The organism is Micromonospora sp. NPDC049114, assembly GCF_040648635.1.
GTDB lineage: Bacteria > Actinomycetota > Actinomycetes > Mycobacteriales > Micromonosporaceae > Micromonospora.
On sequence record NZ_JBEZEA010000002.1, the window covers coordinates 868,673 to 883,265 of the forward strand.

The following is a 14,593-nucleotide window of genomic DNA, read 5'->3' on the forward strand; positions in this document are numbered from 1 at the left end:
AGCCGCCCGGCGCGGACATTGACCACGGGCGCCGTGTTCCCTTGCGCAAACGTGATCGGTAACGTTTACATAGATCGAGAACGTAATCGACGATCATGGCGATGTCCAGAGCTCGCACCTACCCACCACCCCCCGGGTCCCGCCGCCGCGATGCAGGTCTCGACGTCGGGGCCTCGCACGAAGGGAGCCCGCCCTGAACACCCACCTCGACCATCTGCCGCAGCGCTCGGCCGGCCGCACGACCCCACTCCCCCACCACCGCGCCGCACCGCCGGTCCGGCACCGACGCGACAAGCAGGGAGGGCAGTCGTGAACACCGCGCGCCTGCTCCTGGACCCCCGTCGACGCGTCGCACCGGTGCCACGGCGGCTCTTCGGCTCGTTCGTCGAGCACCTGGGCCGCTGCGTCTACACCGGAATCTACGAGCCGGGCCACCCGAGCGCCGACGCGGACGGCTTCCGAGGCGACGTCCTCGCGCTCGTCCGCGAGCTGGGCATCACCACGGTCCGATACCCGGGCGGCAACTTCGTCTCCTCCTACCGCTGGGAGGACGGCATCGGCCCGGTCGACAAGCGACCGGCACGGCTCGACCTCGCCTGGCACAGCCTGGAGACGAACGCGTTCGGGCTGGACGAGTTCATGCGCTGGGTCGGCAAGGCGGGCGTCGACCCGATCATGGCGGTCAACCTCGGCACCCGCGGCACCGCTGAAGCCGTCGACCTGCTGGAGTACGCCAACCACCGCGCGGGGAGCCACCTCGCCGATCAACGCCGCGACAACGGCGCCGTCGACCCGTACGGGATCAGGCTGTGGTGCCTGGGCAACGAGATGGACGGCCCGTGGCAGGTGGGCCAGCGCAGCGCGACCGAGTACGGGCGACTCGCGGCGCAGACCGCGAAGGCGATGCGCCGCTTCGACCCCGATCTCGAACTCGTCGCCTGCGGCTCCTCCTACCTCGGCATGCCGACCTTTGGCAGCTGGGAGCGTGACGTGCTGACCGAGGCGTACGACGACGTCGACCTGATCTCGCTGCACGCCTACTACCAGCCGGTCGACGACGACCTGCCCAGCTTCCTCGCCTCGGGCGAGGACATGGACAGGTACATCGACGCGGTCACCGCGATCGCCGACTCGGTAGGTGCGATCCGCCGGTCGACCAAGAAGATCATGATCGCGTTCGACGAGTGGAACGTCTGGTACCAGTCGGCCGCGCCGTCCACACCGCCCAGCGGGGAGGACTGGCCTGTCGCGCCGCCCCTGCTGGAGGACCACTACAGCGTGGCCGACGCCGTCGTCGTCGGTGGCCTGCTGATCAGCCTGCTGCGGCACAGCGACCGGGTGACCGCCGCGTGCCAGGCCCAACTGGTCAACGTCATCGCACCGATCATGACCGAACCGGGCGGCTCGGCCTGGCGGCAGACCATCTTCCACCCCTTCGCCCGCACGGCCCGGCACGCCCAGGGCGCCGTCCTCGACGTGCTCCTGGACAGCAGCACGACGAGCACCGACCGCTACGGCGCGGTCAACGCGGTCGACGCGGCCTCCACCTGGGACGACGACACCGGGGAGATGACCGTCTTCCTCGTCAACCGGGTCGTCGACACCGCGGCCGAGGTGACGGTCGAGGTCGCCGGCGCCCAGGTCGGCGGGATCATCGAGTGCGTCACCGTCGGCGGCGCCGACCTCGACGCCAAGAACACCGCCGACGGTCCGGACCACGCCGAGCCGCGCGCCAACGACACGGTCCGGGGCAGCGGCGCCAGCGTCGAGCTGACTCTCCCGCCCGCGTCCTGGACCATGCTGCGACTCCGTGCCACCGACGTGACGTCGTGAGCCGCCCCGGCCGCGCAACCCTGGCTTTCACCAGGGGTGCGCGGCCGGGACTTCCCCAAAACCAGGAATTGCATTGACGGTCAGGATGGGCCCGGGAATGGGATCCGAAAGCGCCGTCGAAAACAATTCGGGCACGCGTCAGCGACGCCCCGGCGACCGGCGTGCGAATTCGGTGTCGGTTCCGTTTCCGCACGGAATTCGCGCGCCACTCACGGGTGGCCCACAAAAGCACCCGGGAGAGACCGGCAGACGCGATTATTCGGCCGCTGGCGCCAACCTCCCGTCGACTCGCCGCGGAATGGCGGTGTACTCGTCGCGCAACTCCTCGGGAAGAACCCAGGCCGGGGCGTCCTGCCACGCCAACGGGCGCAGGAACCGTCGGATCGAGGTGGCGCCCACCGACGTGTGCACGGCGTTCGTCGACGGCCAGGGTCCACCGTGGTGCTGCGCCCACGACACCCGCACACCCGTGGGATAGCCGTCGAAGACGATGCGACCCGCGCGGGCGGCGAGCACGTCGACCAGCCGGCGTACGACATCGGCGTCGTCACCGGAGCCACGATGGACGGAGCCGGTCAGCGACGGGGGCACGGCGCCCAGCGCGGCGTCGAGTTCGGCGGCGTCGTGATACCGGACCACGACCATGAGCGGACCGAAGCACTCGTCGGCGATCTCGGCGGTCAGGCCCGGCAGATCGACCTCCAGGAGCCTCGGTGCGGCGGTGAAGCCCGCGCCGGCGTCGTCCTGGGCCCGTGCCGAGATCCGGGCACCGGCCCGCTCGAACTCCGTGGCCCGGCTCTCGTACGCGTCCCGGATGCGCTCGTTGAGCAGAACCGTGCCGCCCGAGTTGGCCACCTTCGACCGCAGGGCGTCGACCAACTGGTCACCGCCCTGGTCCGCCGGGATGAACGCCAGGCCGGGCTTGGTGCACAGTTGGCCACCGGAGGCGGTGAAGGAGCCGAAGAGACCCTCGGCGATCCGGTCACCCCGTTCGGCGGCCGCGGCGGGCAGGACGACGATCGGGTTGACGCTGCTCAGTTCGGCGTACAGGGGAATGGGATCGGGTCGTTCGTCGATGGCCGCCTGGATGGCGCGGGCCGCGTTCACCGAGCCGGTCAGGGCGGCCGCGCGGATCGCGGGGTGACGCACCAGCGAGCGGCCCGCCGGCTCCCCGTACACGGTCGCGATGACACCGTCGGGCCCGCCCAGGTCGCGGACGGCCGAGGCGATCGCGGCGGCGGAGGCGTGCGACGTCAACGGGTGCGACGGGTGGGCCTTCAGGACCGTGGGACAGCCGGCGGCCAGCGCGGCGGCCGTGTCACCGCCGGCGACCGAGAAGGCGAACGGGAAGTTGCTGGCACCGAAGACGGCGACCGGCCCGAGGGGTACGAGCATCCGCCGCACGTCCGGGCCGGGTCCGAGCGGTGTGTCGGCGGCGTGGTCGATGGCCGCCTCGACGTACGCCCCGTCGCGCAGCACCTCGCCGAACATCCGAAACTGGACGGCGGCCCGGGTGAGTTCCCCGTCGAGGCGCGCGTGGCTCAGCCCGGTCTCCGCCTCGGCGGCAGCGACCAGATCCACCCGGTGGGCCTCCAGCGACGCGGCGATCGCGTCCAGCAGCTCGGCCCGGCCGAGCCTCCCGAGGTCGGCCAACCACCGCGTCGCCAGGGACGCCTGACCGGTGATCACCTCCAGCCGAGACTCGTCGGTCTCGGTGAGATCCGTCGCGCGACGCCTACCGTCGCGCGGATCGACAGTGCTGACCACGTTCACAGCAGTCCTCTCCTTACCAGATTGCCCATGAGGTCGCGGACGCCGAAGTGCCAGGGCTCGCACTCCTCCGCGTGCCGCACCCGGTTGACCAGGGTCCCGAGTGCCGGGCAGCTGATCCGTACCACGTCGTCGACCTTGTGGGTGAAGCCCTCGCCGGGGCGGTCCCGGTCCTGGATGGGCGCGAACATGGTGCCGAGCATCAGGGCGGCCCCGTCGGGATAGTGGTGGTGCGGGCCGATCAACTGCCGCACCAGCTCCTCCGGGTCGCGCGACATCCGGGTCATCTCCGAGACCGCCTCCAGCAGGAAGCCGTCCTGACCGTGGACCTCCAGGCGCACCTCGAGTTCGCGTACCCGATCCATTCCGAACCGGTCGTCGAAGAGCCGGATCAGCGGACCGAGCGCGCAGGAGGCGTTGTTGTCCTTGGCCAGGGGAAGCAGGAGCGCCGAGCGGCCCTCGATGTCGCGCAGGTTCACGTCGTTGCCGAGGGTGGCGCCGACGATCCGGCCGCTGGACTGGACGACGAGCGTGATCTCGGGTTCCGGGTTGTTCCAGGTCGACGCGGCGAGCACGCCTACCGGAACGCCGGTGCCGACGGCGCTGAGGATCTGGCCCTTGGTGAAGATCTCGGCGTCCGGGCCGATCCCCACCTCCAGGTACTGGCTCCACATGCCCTCGGCGACCAGCAGGCTCTTGAGCCGGTCCGCCTCGGCCGAGCCCGCCTCCAGGTTGTGCAGGTCGACACCGATGTCGGCGAACATCCGTTGCCGGATGTCGGCCGCGAGCGCCAGGTCACCCCGCGCCCGTTCCTCGATGACGCGTTCGATCATCGAGATGGGGAAGGTCACGCCGGCGGCCTTGAGCGCCTGGAGGTCCACCGGGGCGAGCAGCCAGGGCCGAGCACGGTCCCGGGTCGCGGCCCCCGTGTTGGCCAGGATCGCCCCGAAGTCGCCCACCCGCGCCCCGTCGAGCCCGGCCACGGTCGCGGCGGGGTCGGGCAGCTCGCAGATGTCCCGTACGGTCGGGAACCGGTGGCTGAGGTCGATGACCTCGCCGTTGCGCACGGCCACGGGCGTGGGACCGTCGACGGACGGATCCCAGATCCGGCCGATCAGAACCGCGTCCGCATCGTCCGGCAACGCCTCGGCGGCGGTCCCGGCCCAGTCCGCGCCGGCGGCCCCACCCCGGGGCCGTGGGACCGTCATGATCCGCTCTCCAGGTTGAAGAAGGACCGCTCGTCCCGGGGACGGATGTCGTAGACGGCGTCCTGGAACATCCGCAGCGGGTGCGGTGTGAACGGGTGCTGTTCGATCGCGGCGAGATCGACCTCGATGCCCAGACCGACACCGGTCGGGATGAGGATGTCGCCGTCCGGGGTCAGCACCAGTCGCTCGTTGGTGATCTCCGGACGCCAGGGCACGTCCGTCGCCATGATCTCCAGGTACCGGAAGTTGGGCAGCGTCGCCCCGAGTTGCAGGGTCGCGGCGGTGCTCAGTGGCCCGCTCGGGTTGTGCGGTGCGAAGCCCACGTAGCTGGTCGCGGCGAGGGTCGAGATGAAGGCCAGCTCCGCGATCCCGCCGGCGTGCGTCACATCGGGCTGGACGAAGTCGACAGCCTGGCGGGCCAACGCCGGAGCGAAGCCCTGCCGGCCGTACCACCGCTCCCCAGCCGCGATCGGCACCGGCGACGCGCGGCGGATGTCGACGAGCGCGTCGAGGTTGTCCGGCGGGCAGGGTTCCTCGAACCACACCGGGTCGAACTGGGCGATCTCGTTGGCGACCTTTATCGCGTGGCGGACGTCGAAACGGCCGTGCCCCTCGACGAACAGCTCGACATCGCGGCCCACGGCCCCACGGACGGCGTCGATCTGGGCGAGCACCCGGTCCAGCTGAGCGGTGCTGATGGTGAGGTCGTAGTTCTCGAACGGGTCCCACTTGAGGCCCCGGAAACCGGACTCGACAGTCCTGCGCGCCGCTGCCGCGTAATCCTCCGGCGTGACGGCCCCGGAGAACCAGCCATTCGCGTACGCCCGGACCCGGTCGCGGGTCGCGCCGCCGAGCAGTCGGGAGACCGGGACGCCGAGCTCGCGCGCCGAGATGTCCCAGAGGGCCATCTCCAGCGAACTCAACGCGGTCATGATGACCGGCCCGCCCCGCCAGTACCAGTCCCGCGCGGTCTCGTAGAGGATCTTCGAGATGCCTGTGGGGTCCAGGCCCACCACCGCCTCGGCCAGCTCGGCGATGGCGCCCTGGACGGCCCGTTCCTTGCCCTCCAGGGTTGCCTCACCGAGCCCGACGATCCCCTCGTCGGTGTGGACGCGCACGATGACGAGATTCGTGCGGTAGAAGTCGACGACAAGCGTGTCGACAGAGGTGATCTTCATAGTTCGGCTCAACCCTTCACCGCGCCGGCGGTCATGCCGGAGACCACGTACTTCTGCACCAACAGGTAGAAGGCGACGGCGGGCAACGTGAACAGGAAGGCAACGGCCATCACCGTCTGGATCGGTGTACCCAGTTCGCCGATGAAGTTCGCGATGCCGACGGAGGCGGGTTGCAGGTCGGGGTTGAAGATGAACGTCACCGCGAATACGTACTCGTTCCAGGCGTGGAAGAAGGCGATGACCGCGGTGGCCGCGATCGACGGCGCGATGAGCGGCACGTTGATGCGGGTCAGGGTGGTGAAGGGCCGTGCGCCGTCGGCACGTGCGGCTTCCTCCAGCTCCTTCGGGATGCCGTCGATGGCGCCCTTGAGGATCAGCGCGACGATCGGCAGGACGAAGGCGGAGTTCACGAGGACGAGGCCGGTCAGCGAGTCGAGCAGTTCGAAGCGGCGGAACAGCGCGAACAGCGGCACCACCATGAGCGCCTCGGGAAGCATCTGCGTGAACAGCAGCACGACGGTCAGCACCGCCTTGCCCCCGAACGAGAACCGGGACAGCGCGTAGCCGAGCGGGATGCCCAGGCCGACGGAGACGACCATGGTGCCCACGGCGATGATCAGGCTGTTCAACAGCCACCCGGCCGCCTTGCCCTCGGCCAACGCGTCCACGAAGACCCCGAACTGGCCGAGGTCGGGCGTGAGCCGGGGCTGATCGGCGAAGAGGTCGCTGTTGCTGGACAGCGCCGTGACGAACATCCAGTACAGCGGGAACACCGCGACACCCAGCACGACGAGCACGGCGACGATCCGTGCGGTGACACCGAAACGGAAGCGCCTCATCGGACGTCCCCCTTCTCCACGGCACGGGCGACCAGGCGGCTGCCGATGACGACGATGAGCGAGATGACGACGCCGACCATTCCGATGGCCGCCGCCGATCCGAGTTCCTTCGAGTCGAACGCCTGCGAGTAGAGGTCGATGACCAGCGTCTCGGTGGCGCCGACCGGCCCACCCTTGGTCATCAGCCAGATCAGCTCGAACCTCCGCAACGACCAGATCGTCATCAGCAGCGCCAGCAGACCCACTGTCGGCTTGATGACCTGCCAGGTGACGGCGCGGAAGGTGGCCCATCGTCCCGCGCCGTCCACGGTCGCGGCCTCGTTGAGATCCTGCGGAACGGACTGCAACGCGGAGAGCAGCACCACCGAGGTGAACGGGAACAGCTGCCAGATCGTCGTCGCGAGCACCGCCGGCAGCGCGTAGCGCGGGCTGTCCAGGATGGCGCCACCGGGCACCCCGAGCCCGACCGCGTCGAGGAAGCGGTTCACGATGCCGTACTGCGCGTTGAGCATCCAGGTGGCGATGAGCGCGACCGCGATGCCGGGGGCGGCCCAGGGGACGGTCACGAGCGCACGCGCCACACCACGTCCCCGGAATTTCCCGTTGAGCAGGAGCGCGACGACGAGCCCGGCGCCGATGGCGACGACCACGCAGGTGATCACGTAGACGACGGTGATCAGCAGGGTGCGGTGGAAGTCCGAGTCGCCGAAGACGCGGTTGAAGTTGTCGAGCCCGACCCATTCACTCTGCGTGGGGTTGAGCAGCCTCGTCCTGGTGAAGCTGAGGTACACCTCCTGAACGAGGGGTACCGCCTGGAAGACGAGGATGAACAGGGCGGCGGGCGCCAGGAACAGGTACGGCGTCCACTTGCTGCCCAGCGGGCTGGGCCGACGCCAGGCCCGGGCTGGGGGTGTTGTCTTCGGTGTTCCGGTCTGCTCGACCACAGTCATCGGGTTCGATCCTCCTGAGGAAGGACGCCGCCGGCGCACGAACCGTCGCGCCGGCAGCGTCGCCGCGTCGAGCTGTCAGCGGACCAGTTCGGTCGCCTGCTGCTGGGCGCGATCCAGCGCCGACTTGAGGTCGGTCTTGCCCTGCAGTGCCGCGACCACGTTCTGCACGACCACCTTGCGGATGTCCGGCGTCTTGGCCTCGAACCCCAGGACGATCTGCGGCAGGCTGCTCTCGGTCAGCCCGTCGAAGACGGGAAGGAACGGGGTGGCCTTGAGCGTCTCCGCGCTGCGCTGCGTCGTGGTGGCGACGCTGCTCGCGCCGAGGATCTCCTGGAGCTTGACCTGGTTCTGCGGCTCCAGCGCCCACTTGATGAAGGTGGCCGCCTCGTCCTTGCCCTCGCTCGCCTCGTTGATCACGATCGGCGCGAGGATCGTGCCCTGCTTACGGACCGGGAACGGGATCGGCGCGACGCTGAAGTTCAGCTTCGCGTTCTGGCCGCGGGTGGCGGTCACGTACCCGCCGTTGTTGAGCTCCATCCCGACCTTGCCCTCGGCGAACATCCGCCGGAACGTCGCCGCGTCCGCACCGCGCGGGATCACGTTCGCGTCGTACAGGTCCTTGAACGCCTGCAGGCCCTTGAGGTTCTCGGGCGAGTTGATCGTCAGGTTCTTGCCGTCGGACCACGCGCCGCCGAAGCCGTAGACGTAGTTGAAGATGTCCTGCCAGACGCCCGCCTCCTCGGCCTCCGTCTGACGGAACGCCAGGCCGAAGACATCACCCTTGGTCAGCGACTTCGCGGTGGAGGCGAACTGCTCGTAGGTGGTCGGCGGCGTCGGGATGAGGTCCGCGTTGTAGAACATCGCGTAGTTGGACGCCTCGAAGATGACGCCGTGCCGGACACCGTCGTGGACCATGAACTGGTCCGGCTGCTTGAGCAGGTCGTACTTGCTGGCGTCGACGAGCTTGTCCAGCGGCGCGACGAGGCCGGCGTCCGAGGCGGCCTCGAACTCGGGCATGTCGAATCGGACCAGGTCGGGGCCCTTGCCGCTGCCCATCTGCGTGAGCACGGTCTGACCGAAGGTCGGGTACGGCACCGCGGCGGCCGAGACCTGGATCTTGGTCTGGCTCTGGTTGAACTCGTCGAGCCACTTCGTCAACTGGGGCCCACGGCCGGGGTCGCCGAAGGTCGAGGCGGCGAAGGTCAGTTTGGTGACCCCGTCACTGGAACCGCCGTCGGAGCCGCAACCGGTCAAGAAAGTGGCGGCCAGACCGAGGGCACATGCCGCCCTGGCGAAGCCGAAACGAGCGCGCTGCTTACCCATCGTTACTCCACTGTTACGAGTTGGCGTCGAGCTGATGAAATTGCAACGATCGTAGCGACATGTGCAACGGTGTCAAGTGGCGGTTGCGCATCTCGTCAACTACATTGCACATGATGCAATGACAGCGACGGTGCCGTACCGTCGTCCGAGGGGAGACAGAGCCTTGGCGCAATCGATTCGCCGCGCGATCGACCTCATCCGTCGATCGGCCGAGCACCCGCTGTCTCTCACCGAGGCTGCGGACGTGCTCGGCGTCCACAAGTCCACCGCCCTGCGGATCCTGCAGACACTGGAATCGGCGCGCTTCGTCCGCCGGACCGGAGCGGGCACCTACGTGCTCGGCAGTGGACTCATCGAGCTGTCCGAGCTCGCTCTGGGCTCAATGGACCTGCGCCAGCCCGCCGCCGCGCACCTCCGGGCGCTGCAACGCGAAACCGGCCACACCGTCCACCTGGCACAGTTGACCGGCGACGAGATTATCTACATCGACAAGGTGGACAGTCCCGCGTTCGACGCCGTCAAGCTGCCCTCGCGGATCGGGCGCGCGGTGTCCATCTACGCGAGCGCGGTGGGCAAGACGATCCTGGCCTACCTCCCTCGGGAGGAACGCGACCGTCTCCTGTCCCACGTCGTCTTCGAGAGATTCACCGCGACCACCTTCACCGACCACGACGCCCTCGAAGCCGAACTCGCCCGCATCCACGAACGCGGCTGGGCCGTGGACAACGGCGAGCACGACGCCTACGTGATGTGCGTGGCCGCCCCCATCAGGGATTCGCGAGGTCAGGTCATCGCCGCCGCCTCGATCACGGCCATCGAGGTCATCGCGAGCCTCGAGAAGCTCAAGAGCAACCTCCCGCTGCTGTTGGAGACCGCCAGTCAGATCTCGTACGAGCTCGGCTACCCGCGGCCCTCCGCGAACCCGGACGGTGACGGCCGGTCCACGACCTGACCGGGCGGTCACCACACCGAACCTTCCCGGGTGGCGCACCGCTGATTAGATGTGCTGATGGATCCCTGGGAAGGAACACTGCTCGTCATCGCCACGATCGGGGCGGTCGCGGCTGCGATCGGAGGCTGGTCCCAGGACAGACGCAGCTCGACCGCCCGGCTCGCGGCGATGGAGCGCAAGCTCGACCTGGTGATGGATCACCTGGGCATCGCCGAGCCAGTGGACCCGGACGTGCTCCGGCACCTGGAGAACGGCCGCACGATCGAGGCGGTTCGCGCCTACCGCAGGCAGACCGGCACGAGCCTGGTCGAGGCGAAGCAGGCGGTGGACCGTATCGCCGCCCACCTCCCCGTCGAGCGGTGACGCCCTGTCGCTCGGACCCGTCGCAGGCGGGACGTCCACGATGGCTGCCGCCGAAATCGCTGTCCGTTCACCGGAGCGCGGTGGTAGACAACCGGCGTGGACAAGAACCTCGAGTTCCCTGACCTGCTACGACTGATCGACGAACGGTCGGCCGCCTTCCGCGCCGCAGTCGCCGCCGCGCCCAGCCTCGACGCGCAGGTGCCCTCCTGCCCCGGGTGGACGCTGTTCGACCTGGTCAAGCACCTGGGTGGGGGAGATCGCTTCTGGGCCGCCATCGTCGGCGCGGGGCCTGCCGACGGTCCCCCGGCCGAGGCTGCCGCCGCGCGCGCCGGTCTGGACGTGCCGCGCGAGCGTACGGCCCTGCTGGCCTGGCTGGCCGGGTCGACGCAGCTTCTGCTCAGCACACTGCGCGAGGCGGGACCGGAGAGCGGTTGCTGGACGTGGTGGCCTGGGTCGCAGTCGCCGCAGACCGCCGGCGGTGTCGCCCGGCACCGGGTCCAGGAGAGCGCGATGCACACGTACGACGTCCAGCTCACCGGGGGCGCACCGCAGCCGCTGCCGGTCGAGGTGGCACTCGACGGTGTGGAGGAGTTCCTGTTCACCGTCTGCGCAACGCCGAGCGCCTGGCCGCACAAGCCCACGGCCTTCGACTTCCACGCCGCCGAGGGCCGCTCCTGGCGCCTCACCGTGGACGGCGACGGCGCACGCGTCACCCGGATCCCCGCGGCGACCGGCGACGACCCGGACGACGCCGCCGGCGCCTCCATTCGCGGTACGGCCAGTGAGCTGGTCATCTACCTGTACGACCGGATCCCGGCCGACTCCCTGCACGTCGACGGGGACGCGGGGCTGCTCGACCTGCTCCGTGCCTGGGAGCCGGAGGAGTAGGGCGTAGCGGGGGCGGTCGGCCGCGCCTCGATGCGGCCCCCGCAACGACGCACTTGTGTCCGAGCAGCGAAAAGAGAGATCATCACGCATGCTCGACCCCTCCCCCGAGGATGCCAGGACTTCACCAACCGTTTCCACGCCGCACTTCGTGGGTCGTGATCGGGAGATGGCGGCGCTCCGGAGCGCCCTGGCCCGGCCACCGGCGATCGTGCTGGTGGAGGGCGAGGCGGGGATCGGGAAGAGTCGACTCCTGCGGGAGTGGCTGGCCGCGCCGGACCAGCGCACCGCCCTGGTGTCGGTGTGCCCGCCGCTTCGCGAGTCGCTGACGTTGGGGCCGATCGTCGACGCGTTCCGTGGGATCGACCACCCGGTGTCCGGATTGCGGCTCACCGAACTCGCGGGCGCATTGCGGCCCCTCTTCCCGGAATGGTCCGCCGACCTGCCCCCCGCGCCGCAGCCCCTGGACGACGCGAAGGCGGCACGGCACCGCCTGTTCCGCGCCCTGGACGAGCTGCTGCGGGCCCTGCGTGTCGGCGTCCTCGTGCTCGAGGACGCGCACTGGGCCGACGAGGTGACCCTGGAGTTCCTGCTGTTCGTCACCTCCCGACAGCAAGCACACGGGCCGAGCCTCGTGATCTCCTATCGGCCGGAGGAGGTGGACGACGGATCGCTGTTGCTGCGGCTCACGTCCCGGTTGCCTGCCGGCGTGACCCAGTTGAGGATCGCCCTGGCGCCCATGCGACCCGACGACACGGCGGCGCTGGTGTCCTCGATGCTGGACGGCAACCCGATCTCGCACGAGTTCACGACCTTCATGCACGAGCGGACCGGTGGCGTACCGCTGGCCCTGGAGGAATCGGTCCGCCTCATGTGCGACCGTGCCGACCTCGTCTTCCGCGACGGACAGTGGGTCCGGCTCAAGCTGCGCGAGCTCCAGGTGCCGCCGACGGTGCGGGACTCCACCCGGGAACGGGTGGGCCGTCTGTCACCGACGGCGCAGCAGGTGCTGCGGGCGGCGGCCACGTTGGCCCAGCGGTCGTCGGTGGCCACGATCGCGATGACCGCCGGGCTGTCGCCAGCTGCGTGCCGAGGCGCTGTCGCGGAGGCCGCCGCCGCAGGTGTCCTGGACGGGGACGACCGCGGCTGGCGGTTCCGGCACGTGCTGGCCGCCACCGCTGTCTACGAGGCGATCCCGTTGACCGACCGCAGGCACGTCCACCTGCTGGCCGGCCGGGCGTTGGAACACATCCATCCGCCGCCGGTGGCCCGCCTCGCCCACCACTTCCGCGAGGCGGGCGACACGCGGTCCTGGGCGCGGTACGCCGAGCAGAGCGCCGAGCTGGCGATGGCCTCGGGTGACCACACCAGGGCGGTCGACCTGCTTGTCGATCTGTTGACGTGGGCAGTGCTGGCGCCGGTGGATCGGGCGCGGGTCGCGCGCATCGCCGGAGTTGCCGCGCTGGGCCGTCGGGAGGCGGTCGACGAGGTCTACCACCGCGTGATCCGTACTCTGCGCTCGGTGCTGGAGACCCCCGGTCTCTCGGCCCGCCAGCAGGCCGAGATCCGCAATCCCCTGGGTCGGCTCCTGATCACCGGAGGTGAGGCGCAGGCCGCGCTGAGCGAGCTGGAGCAGGCGGTGGCCAACCTCGACCACGACCCGGTCGAGGCGGCTCGGGCGATGACCTACCTCGGCTGGGCCTATGCGGGACCGTGGCCGGCGTCGACCCACAGGCGTTGGCTCGATCGCGCCGCTGAGCTCACCGCCGGATTCGACTCTCCCGCAGAGCGGCTGAACCTGGCCGGCAACCGGGCCGCGGCGTTGCTCATGCTCGGTGAGGAGGAGGCCTGGGACGTCGTCGCCCACCTGCCCATCGACGGCGCGACCCCGGCGGAGCGTCTCGACGTGGCCCGCATCCACGCGAATGTCGGCACCGGCGCGCTGATCTGGGGTCGGTACGCCGACGCCGAGGAACACCTGGCCGTGGCCATGCGCCTTGCCGACGCCGAGCAGGCGTCCCGGTTGCACCACAACGTCGAACTCGAACAGGCCAACCTGGCGTGGCTCACCGGCCGGTGGGAGGACCTCGCCCAACGAAGCGCGGCACTCGCCGATGCCGACCGGGACCGGCCGGCCCACTACCTCGGCAGCATCCGCCTCGCCGCCCGGCTGGCAGCTGCGGCCGGCCGGCGCCGTGCCGCCGAGGAGCAGTTCCGGCTGGTCCTTGAGGAGTCCGCCCGTCTCGGCGCGGCCGACGACACGATGGAGGCCGCCGCCGCGCTGGCCAGACTGTGGCTGACGGACGGAAACAGCGGCCGGGCGCTGCAGATCACGAACGAGCCGATGGAGACCGTCCGGAGAAAGGGCATCTGGGTCTGGGCGACGGACCTCGTCCCCGCCCGGGTCGAGGCGCACCTCGCCGCGGGTGACCTGATGGCCGCGACACGCCTCGGCGACCAGTTCGCCAGGGGGCTGCGGGGCCGTACGGCGCCCGCGCCGCGCGCCGCGCTCACCGTATGCCGTGCGCTGCTGCTCGCCGCGGCCGGAGACCACACCCGCGCGGCGTCGGCATTCGATCGGGCGGCACGCGCCTGGAGTGCGTTGCCGCGCCCCTACGACGCCATGCTCGCCCGCGAGCGGCAGGCCGAGGCGCTCATCGCGCAGGGCCAGATCGAGCGGGGCCGGGAGCTGCTGGCGGCACAGTACGAGCAGTTGTTCAGGCTCGGCGCCCGTGGCGACGCGGACCGTGTCGCGCAGCGGCTCCGCGAACACGGCGCCGAGGTCCCGCGACTGTGGCGCGGCGGCCGACGCGGGTACGGCGACCAGCTCTCACCTCGCGAGCTCGACGTGGTCCAACTGGTTGTCGCCGGCAAGACGAACCGGGAGATCAGCCGGATCCTGGCCAAGTCACCGGCCACTGTGGATCAGCAACTGCGGGCGGCGATGCGCAAGTTGAAGGTGAGCTCGCGGACCGCCCTTGCGGTCAAGGCCGTGGAGGCCGGCGTGTTCGCGGAAGAGGACTCCCTCGACGACGCGTCGTGAAAATTGACGTATCCGCTGGATAGCGACGGCCTCTCGGCCCACCGAGCATGACTCCATGATTCATAGCCCTTGGGCAATGCGTGCCTGAGCGACCTGTCGCGCGCGACGACACCGCCACCGAGCAGCCCTCACCTCTCGATCTGTCGCGCGAGCCGCACGACGGCGCCCGCGACGCCCACGGCGCCCGCGACGCCCACGACGACGCCGGCGACCACGAGAGCCACGACCCCTACCAACCCCTGTAGGCGG

General features: G+C 70.1%; 12 protein-coding genes. 6 read left to right on the forward strand and 6 right to left on the reverse strand.

What is annotated here, in order from left to right:
• Positions 1-309 precede the first annotated feature (309 nt).
• Complete coding sequence (locus AB0B39_RS11435; protein WP_357574228.1) at positions 310-1,833, forward strand: alpha-N-arabinofuranosidase; 1,524 nt, start codon at positions 310-312, stop codon at positions 1,831-1,833.
• A 255-nt stretch (positions 1,834-2,088) separates the two neighbouring features.
• Here AB0B39_RS11435 and AB0B39_RS11440 read toward each other — a convergent pair whose 3' ends face one another.
• The 6 genes from AB0B39_RS11440 to AB0B39_RS11465 all read right to left on the reverse strand — a co-directional run bounded on the left by AB0B39_RS11440 (position 2,089) and on the right by AB0B39_RS11465 (position 9,101).
• Entirely contained in the window at positions 2,089-3,606 is a 1,518-nt protein-coding gene (locus AB0B39_RS11440) for an aldehyde dehydrogenase family protein (RefSeq protein WP_357492916.1), read from the reverse strand.
• Complete coding sequence (locus AB0B39_RS11445) at positions 3,603-4,811, reverse strand: fumarylacetoacetate hydrolase family protein (RefSeq protein ID WP_357574229.1); 1,209 nt, start codon at positions 4,809-4,811, stop codon at positions 3,603-3,605. Before AB0B39_RS11445 ends, AB0B39_RS11440 begins: the two co-directional genes overlap by 4 nt.
• Positions 4,808-5,989, reverse strand: coding sequence for a mandelate racemase/muconate lactonizing enzyme family protein (locus tag AB0B39_RS11450; protein ID WP_357492920.1), 1,182 nt, complete (start codon positions 5,987-5,989; stop codon positions 4,808-4,810). The genes AB0B39_RS11445 and AB0B39_RS11450 overlap by 4 nt, the downstream gene beginning before the upstream one ends.
• A gap of 8 nt (positions 5,990-5,997) precedes the next feature.
• On the reverse strand, positions 5,998-6,828 hold the full coding sequence (locus tag AB0B39_RS11455) for a carbohydrate ABC transporter permease (protein WP_357492922.1): 831 nt from the start codon (positions 6,826-6,828) through the stop codon (positions 5,998-6,000).
• Entirely contained in the window at positions 6,825-7,778 is a 954-nt protein-coding gene (locus AB0B39_RS11460; RefSeq protein ID WP_357492924.1) for a sugar ABC transporter permease, read from the reverse strand. The genes AB0B39_RS11455 and AB0B39_RS11460 overlap by 4 nt, the downstream gene beginning before the upstream one ends.
• Positions 7,779-7,853: 75 nt before the next feature.
• On the reverse strand, positions 7,854-9,101 hold the full coding sequence (locus tag AB0B39_RS11465) for a sugar ABC transporter substrate-binding protein (RefSeq protein WP_357574230.1): 1,248 nt from the start codon (positions 9,099-9,101) through the stop codon (positions 7,854-7,856).
• 76 nt (positions 9,102-9,177) lie between these two features.
• Between AB0B39_RS11465 and AB0B39_RS11470 the strand changes: the two genes are divergently transcribed.
• The 5 genes from AB0B39_RS11470 to AB0B39_RS11490 all read left to right on the forward strand — a co-directional run bounded on the left by AB0B39_RS11470 (position 9,178) and on the right by AB0B39_RS11490 (position 14,589).
• The gene (locus AB0B39_RS11470; RefSeq protein ID WP_357574231.1) at positions 9,178-10,053 is read left to right on the forward strand and encodes an IclR family transcriptional regulator; all 876 of its coding nucleotides are present in this window, start codon (positions 9,178-9,180) and stop codon (positions 10,051-10,053) included.
• 57 nt (positions 10,054-10,110) lie between these two features.
• Positions 10,111-10,416 carry a hypothetical protein gene (locus AB0B39_RS11475; RefSeq protein WP_357492930.1) on the forward strand — a complete coding sequence of 102 codons (306 nt, stop codon included), beginning with the start codon at positions 10,111-10,113 and terminating at the stop codon, positions 10,414-10,416.
• A gap of 96 nt (positions 10,417-10,512) precedes the next feature.
• A complete protein-coding gene (locus tag AB0B39_RS11480; protein WP_357574232.1) occupies positions 10,513-11,304 on the forward strand; it encodes a maleylpyruvate isomerase family mycothiol-dependent enzyme in 792 nt (263 codons plus the stop codon).
• Between the two features lie 88 nt (positions 11,305-11,392).
• A complete protein-coding gene (locus AB0B39_RS11485) occupies positions 11,393-14,344 on the forward strand; it encodes an AAA family ATPase (RefSeq protein ID WP_357574233.1) in 2,952 nt (983 codons plus the stop codon).
• Between the two features lie 80 nt (positions 14,345-14,424).
• Complete coding sequence (locus AB0B39_RS11490) at positions 14,425-14,589, forward strand: hypothetical protein (RefSeq protein WP_357574234.1); 165 nt, start codon at positions 14,425-14,427, stop codon at positions 14,587-14,589.
• The last annotated feature ends 4 nt before the right edge of the window (positions 14,590-14,593 follow it).

Coding starts and splice junctions, on each gene's coding strand:
- AB0B39_RS11445 (WP_357574229.1), bottom strand. CDS start 4,811: ATGACGGTCCCACGGCCCCGGGGTGGGGCCGCCGGCGCGGACTGGGCC.
- AB0B39_RS11450 (WP_357492920.1), bottom strand. CDS start 5,989: ATGAAGATCACCTCTGTCGACACGCTTGTCGTCGACTTCTACCGCACG.
- AB0B39_RS11465 (WP_357574230.1), bottom strand. CDS start 9,101: ATGGGTAAGCAGCGCGCTCGTTTCGGCTTCGCCAGGGCGGCATGTGCC.
- AB0B39_RS11485 (WP_357574233.1), top strand. CDS start 11,393: ATGCTCGACCCCTCCCCCGAGGATGCCAGGACTTCACCAACCGTTTCC.
- AB0B39_RS11455 (WP_357492922.1), bottom strand. CDS start 6,828: ATGAGGCGCTTCCGTTTCGGTGTCACCGCACGGATCGTCGCCGTGCTC.
- AB0B39_RS11460 (WP_357492924.1), bottom strand. CDS start 7,778: ATGACTGTGGTCGAGCAGACCGGAACACCGAAGACAACACCCCCAGCC.
- AB0B39_RS11475 (WP_357492930.1), top strand. CDS start 10,111: ATGGATCCCTGGGAAGGAACACTGCTCGTCATCGCCACGATCGGGGCG.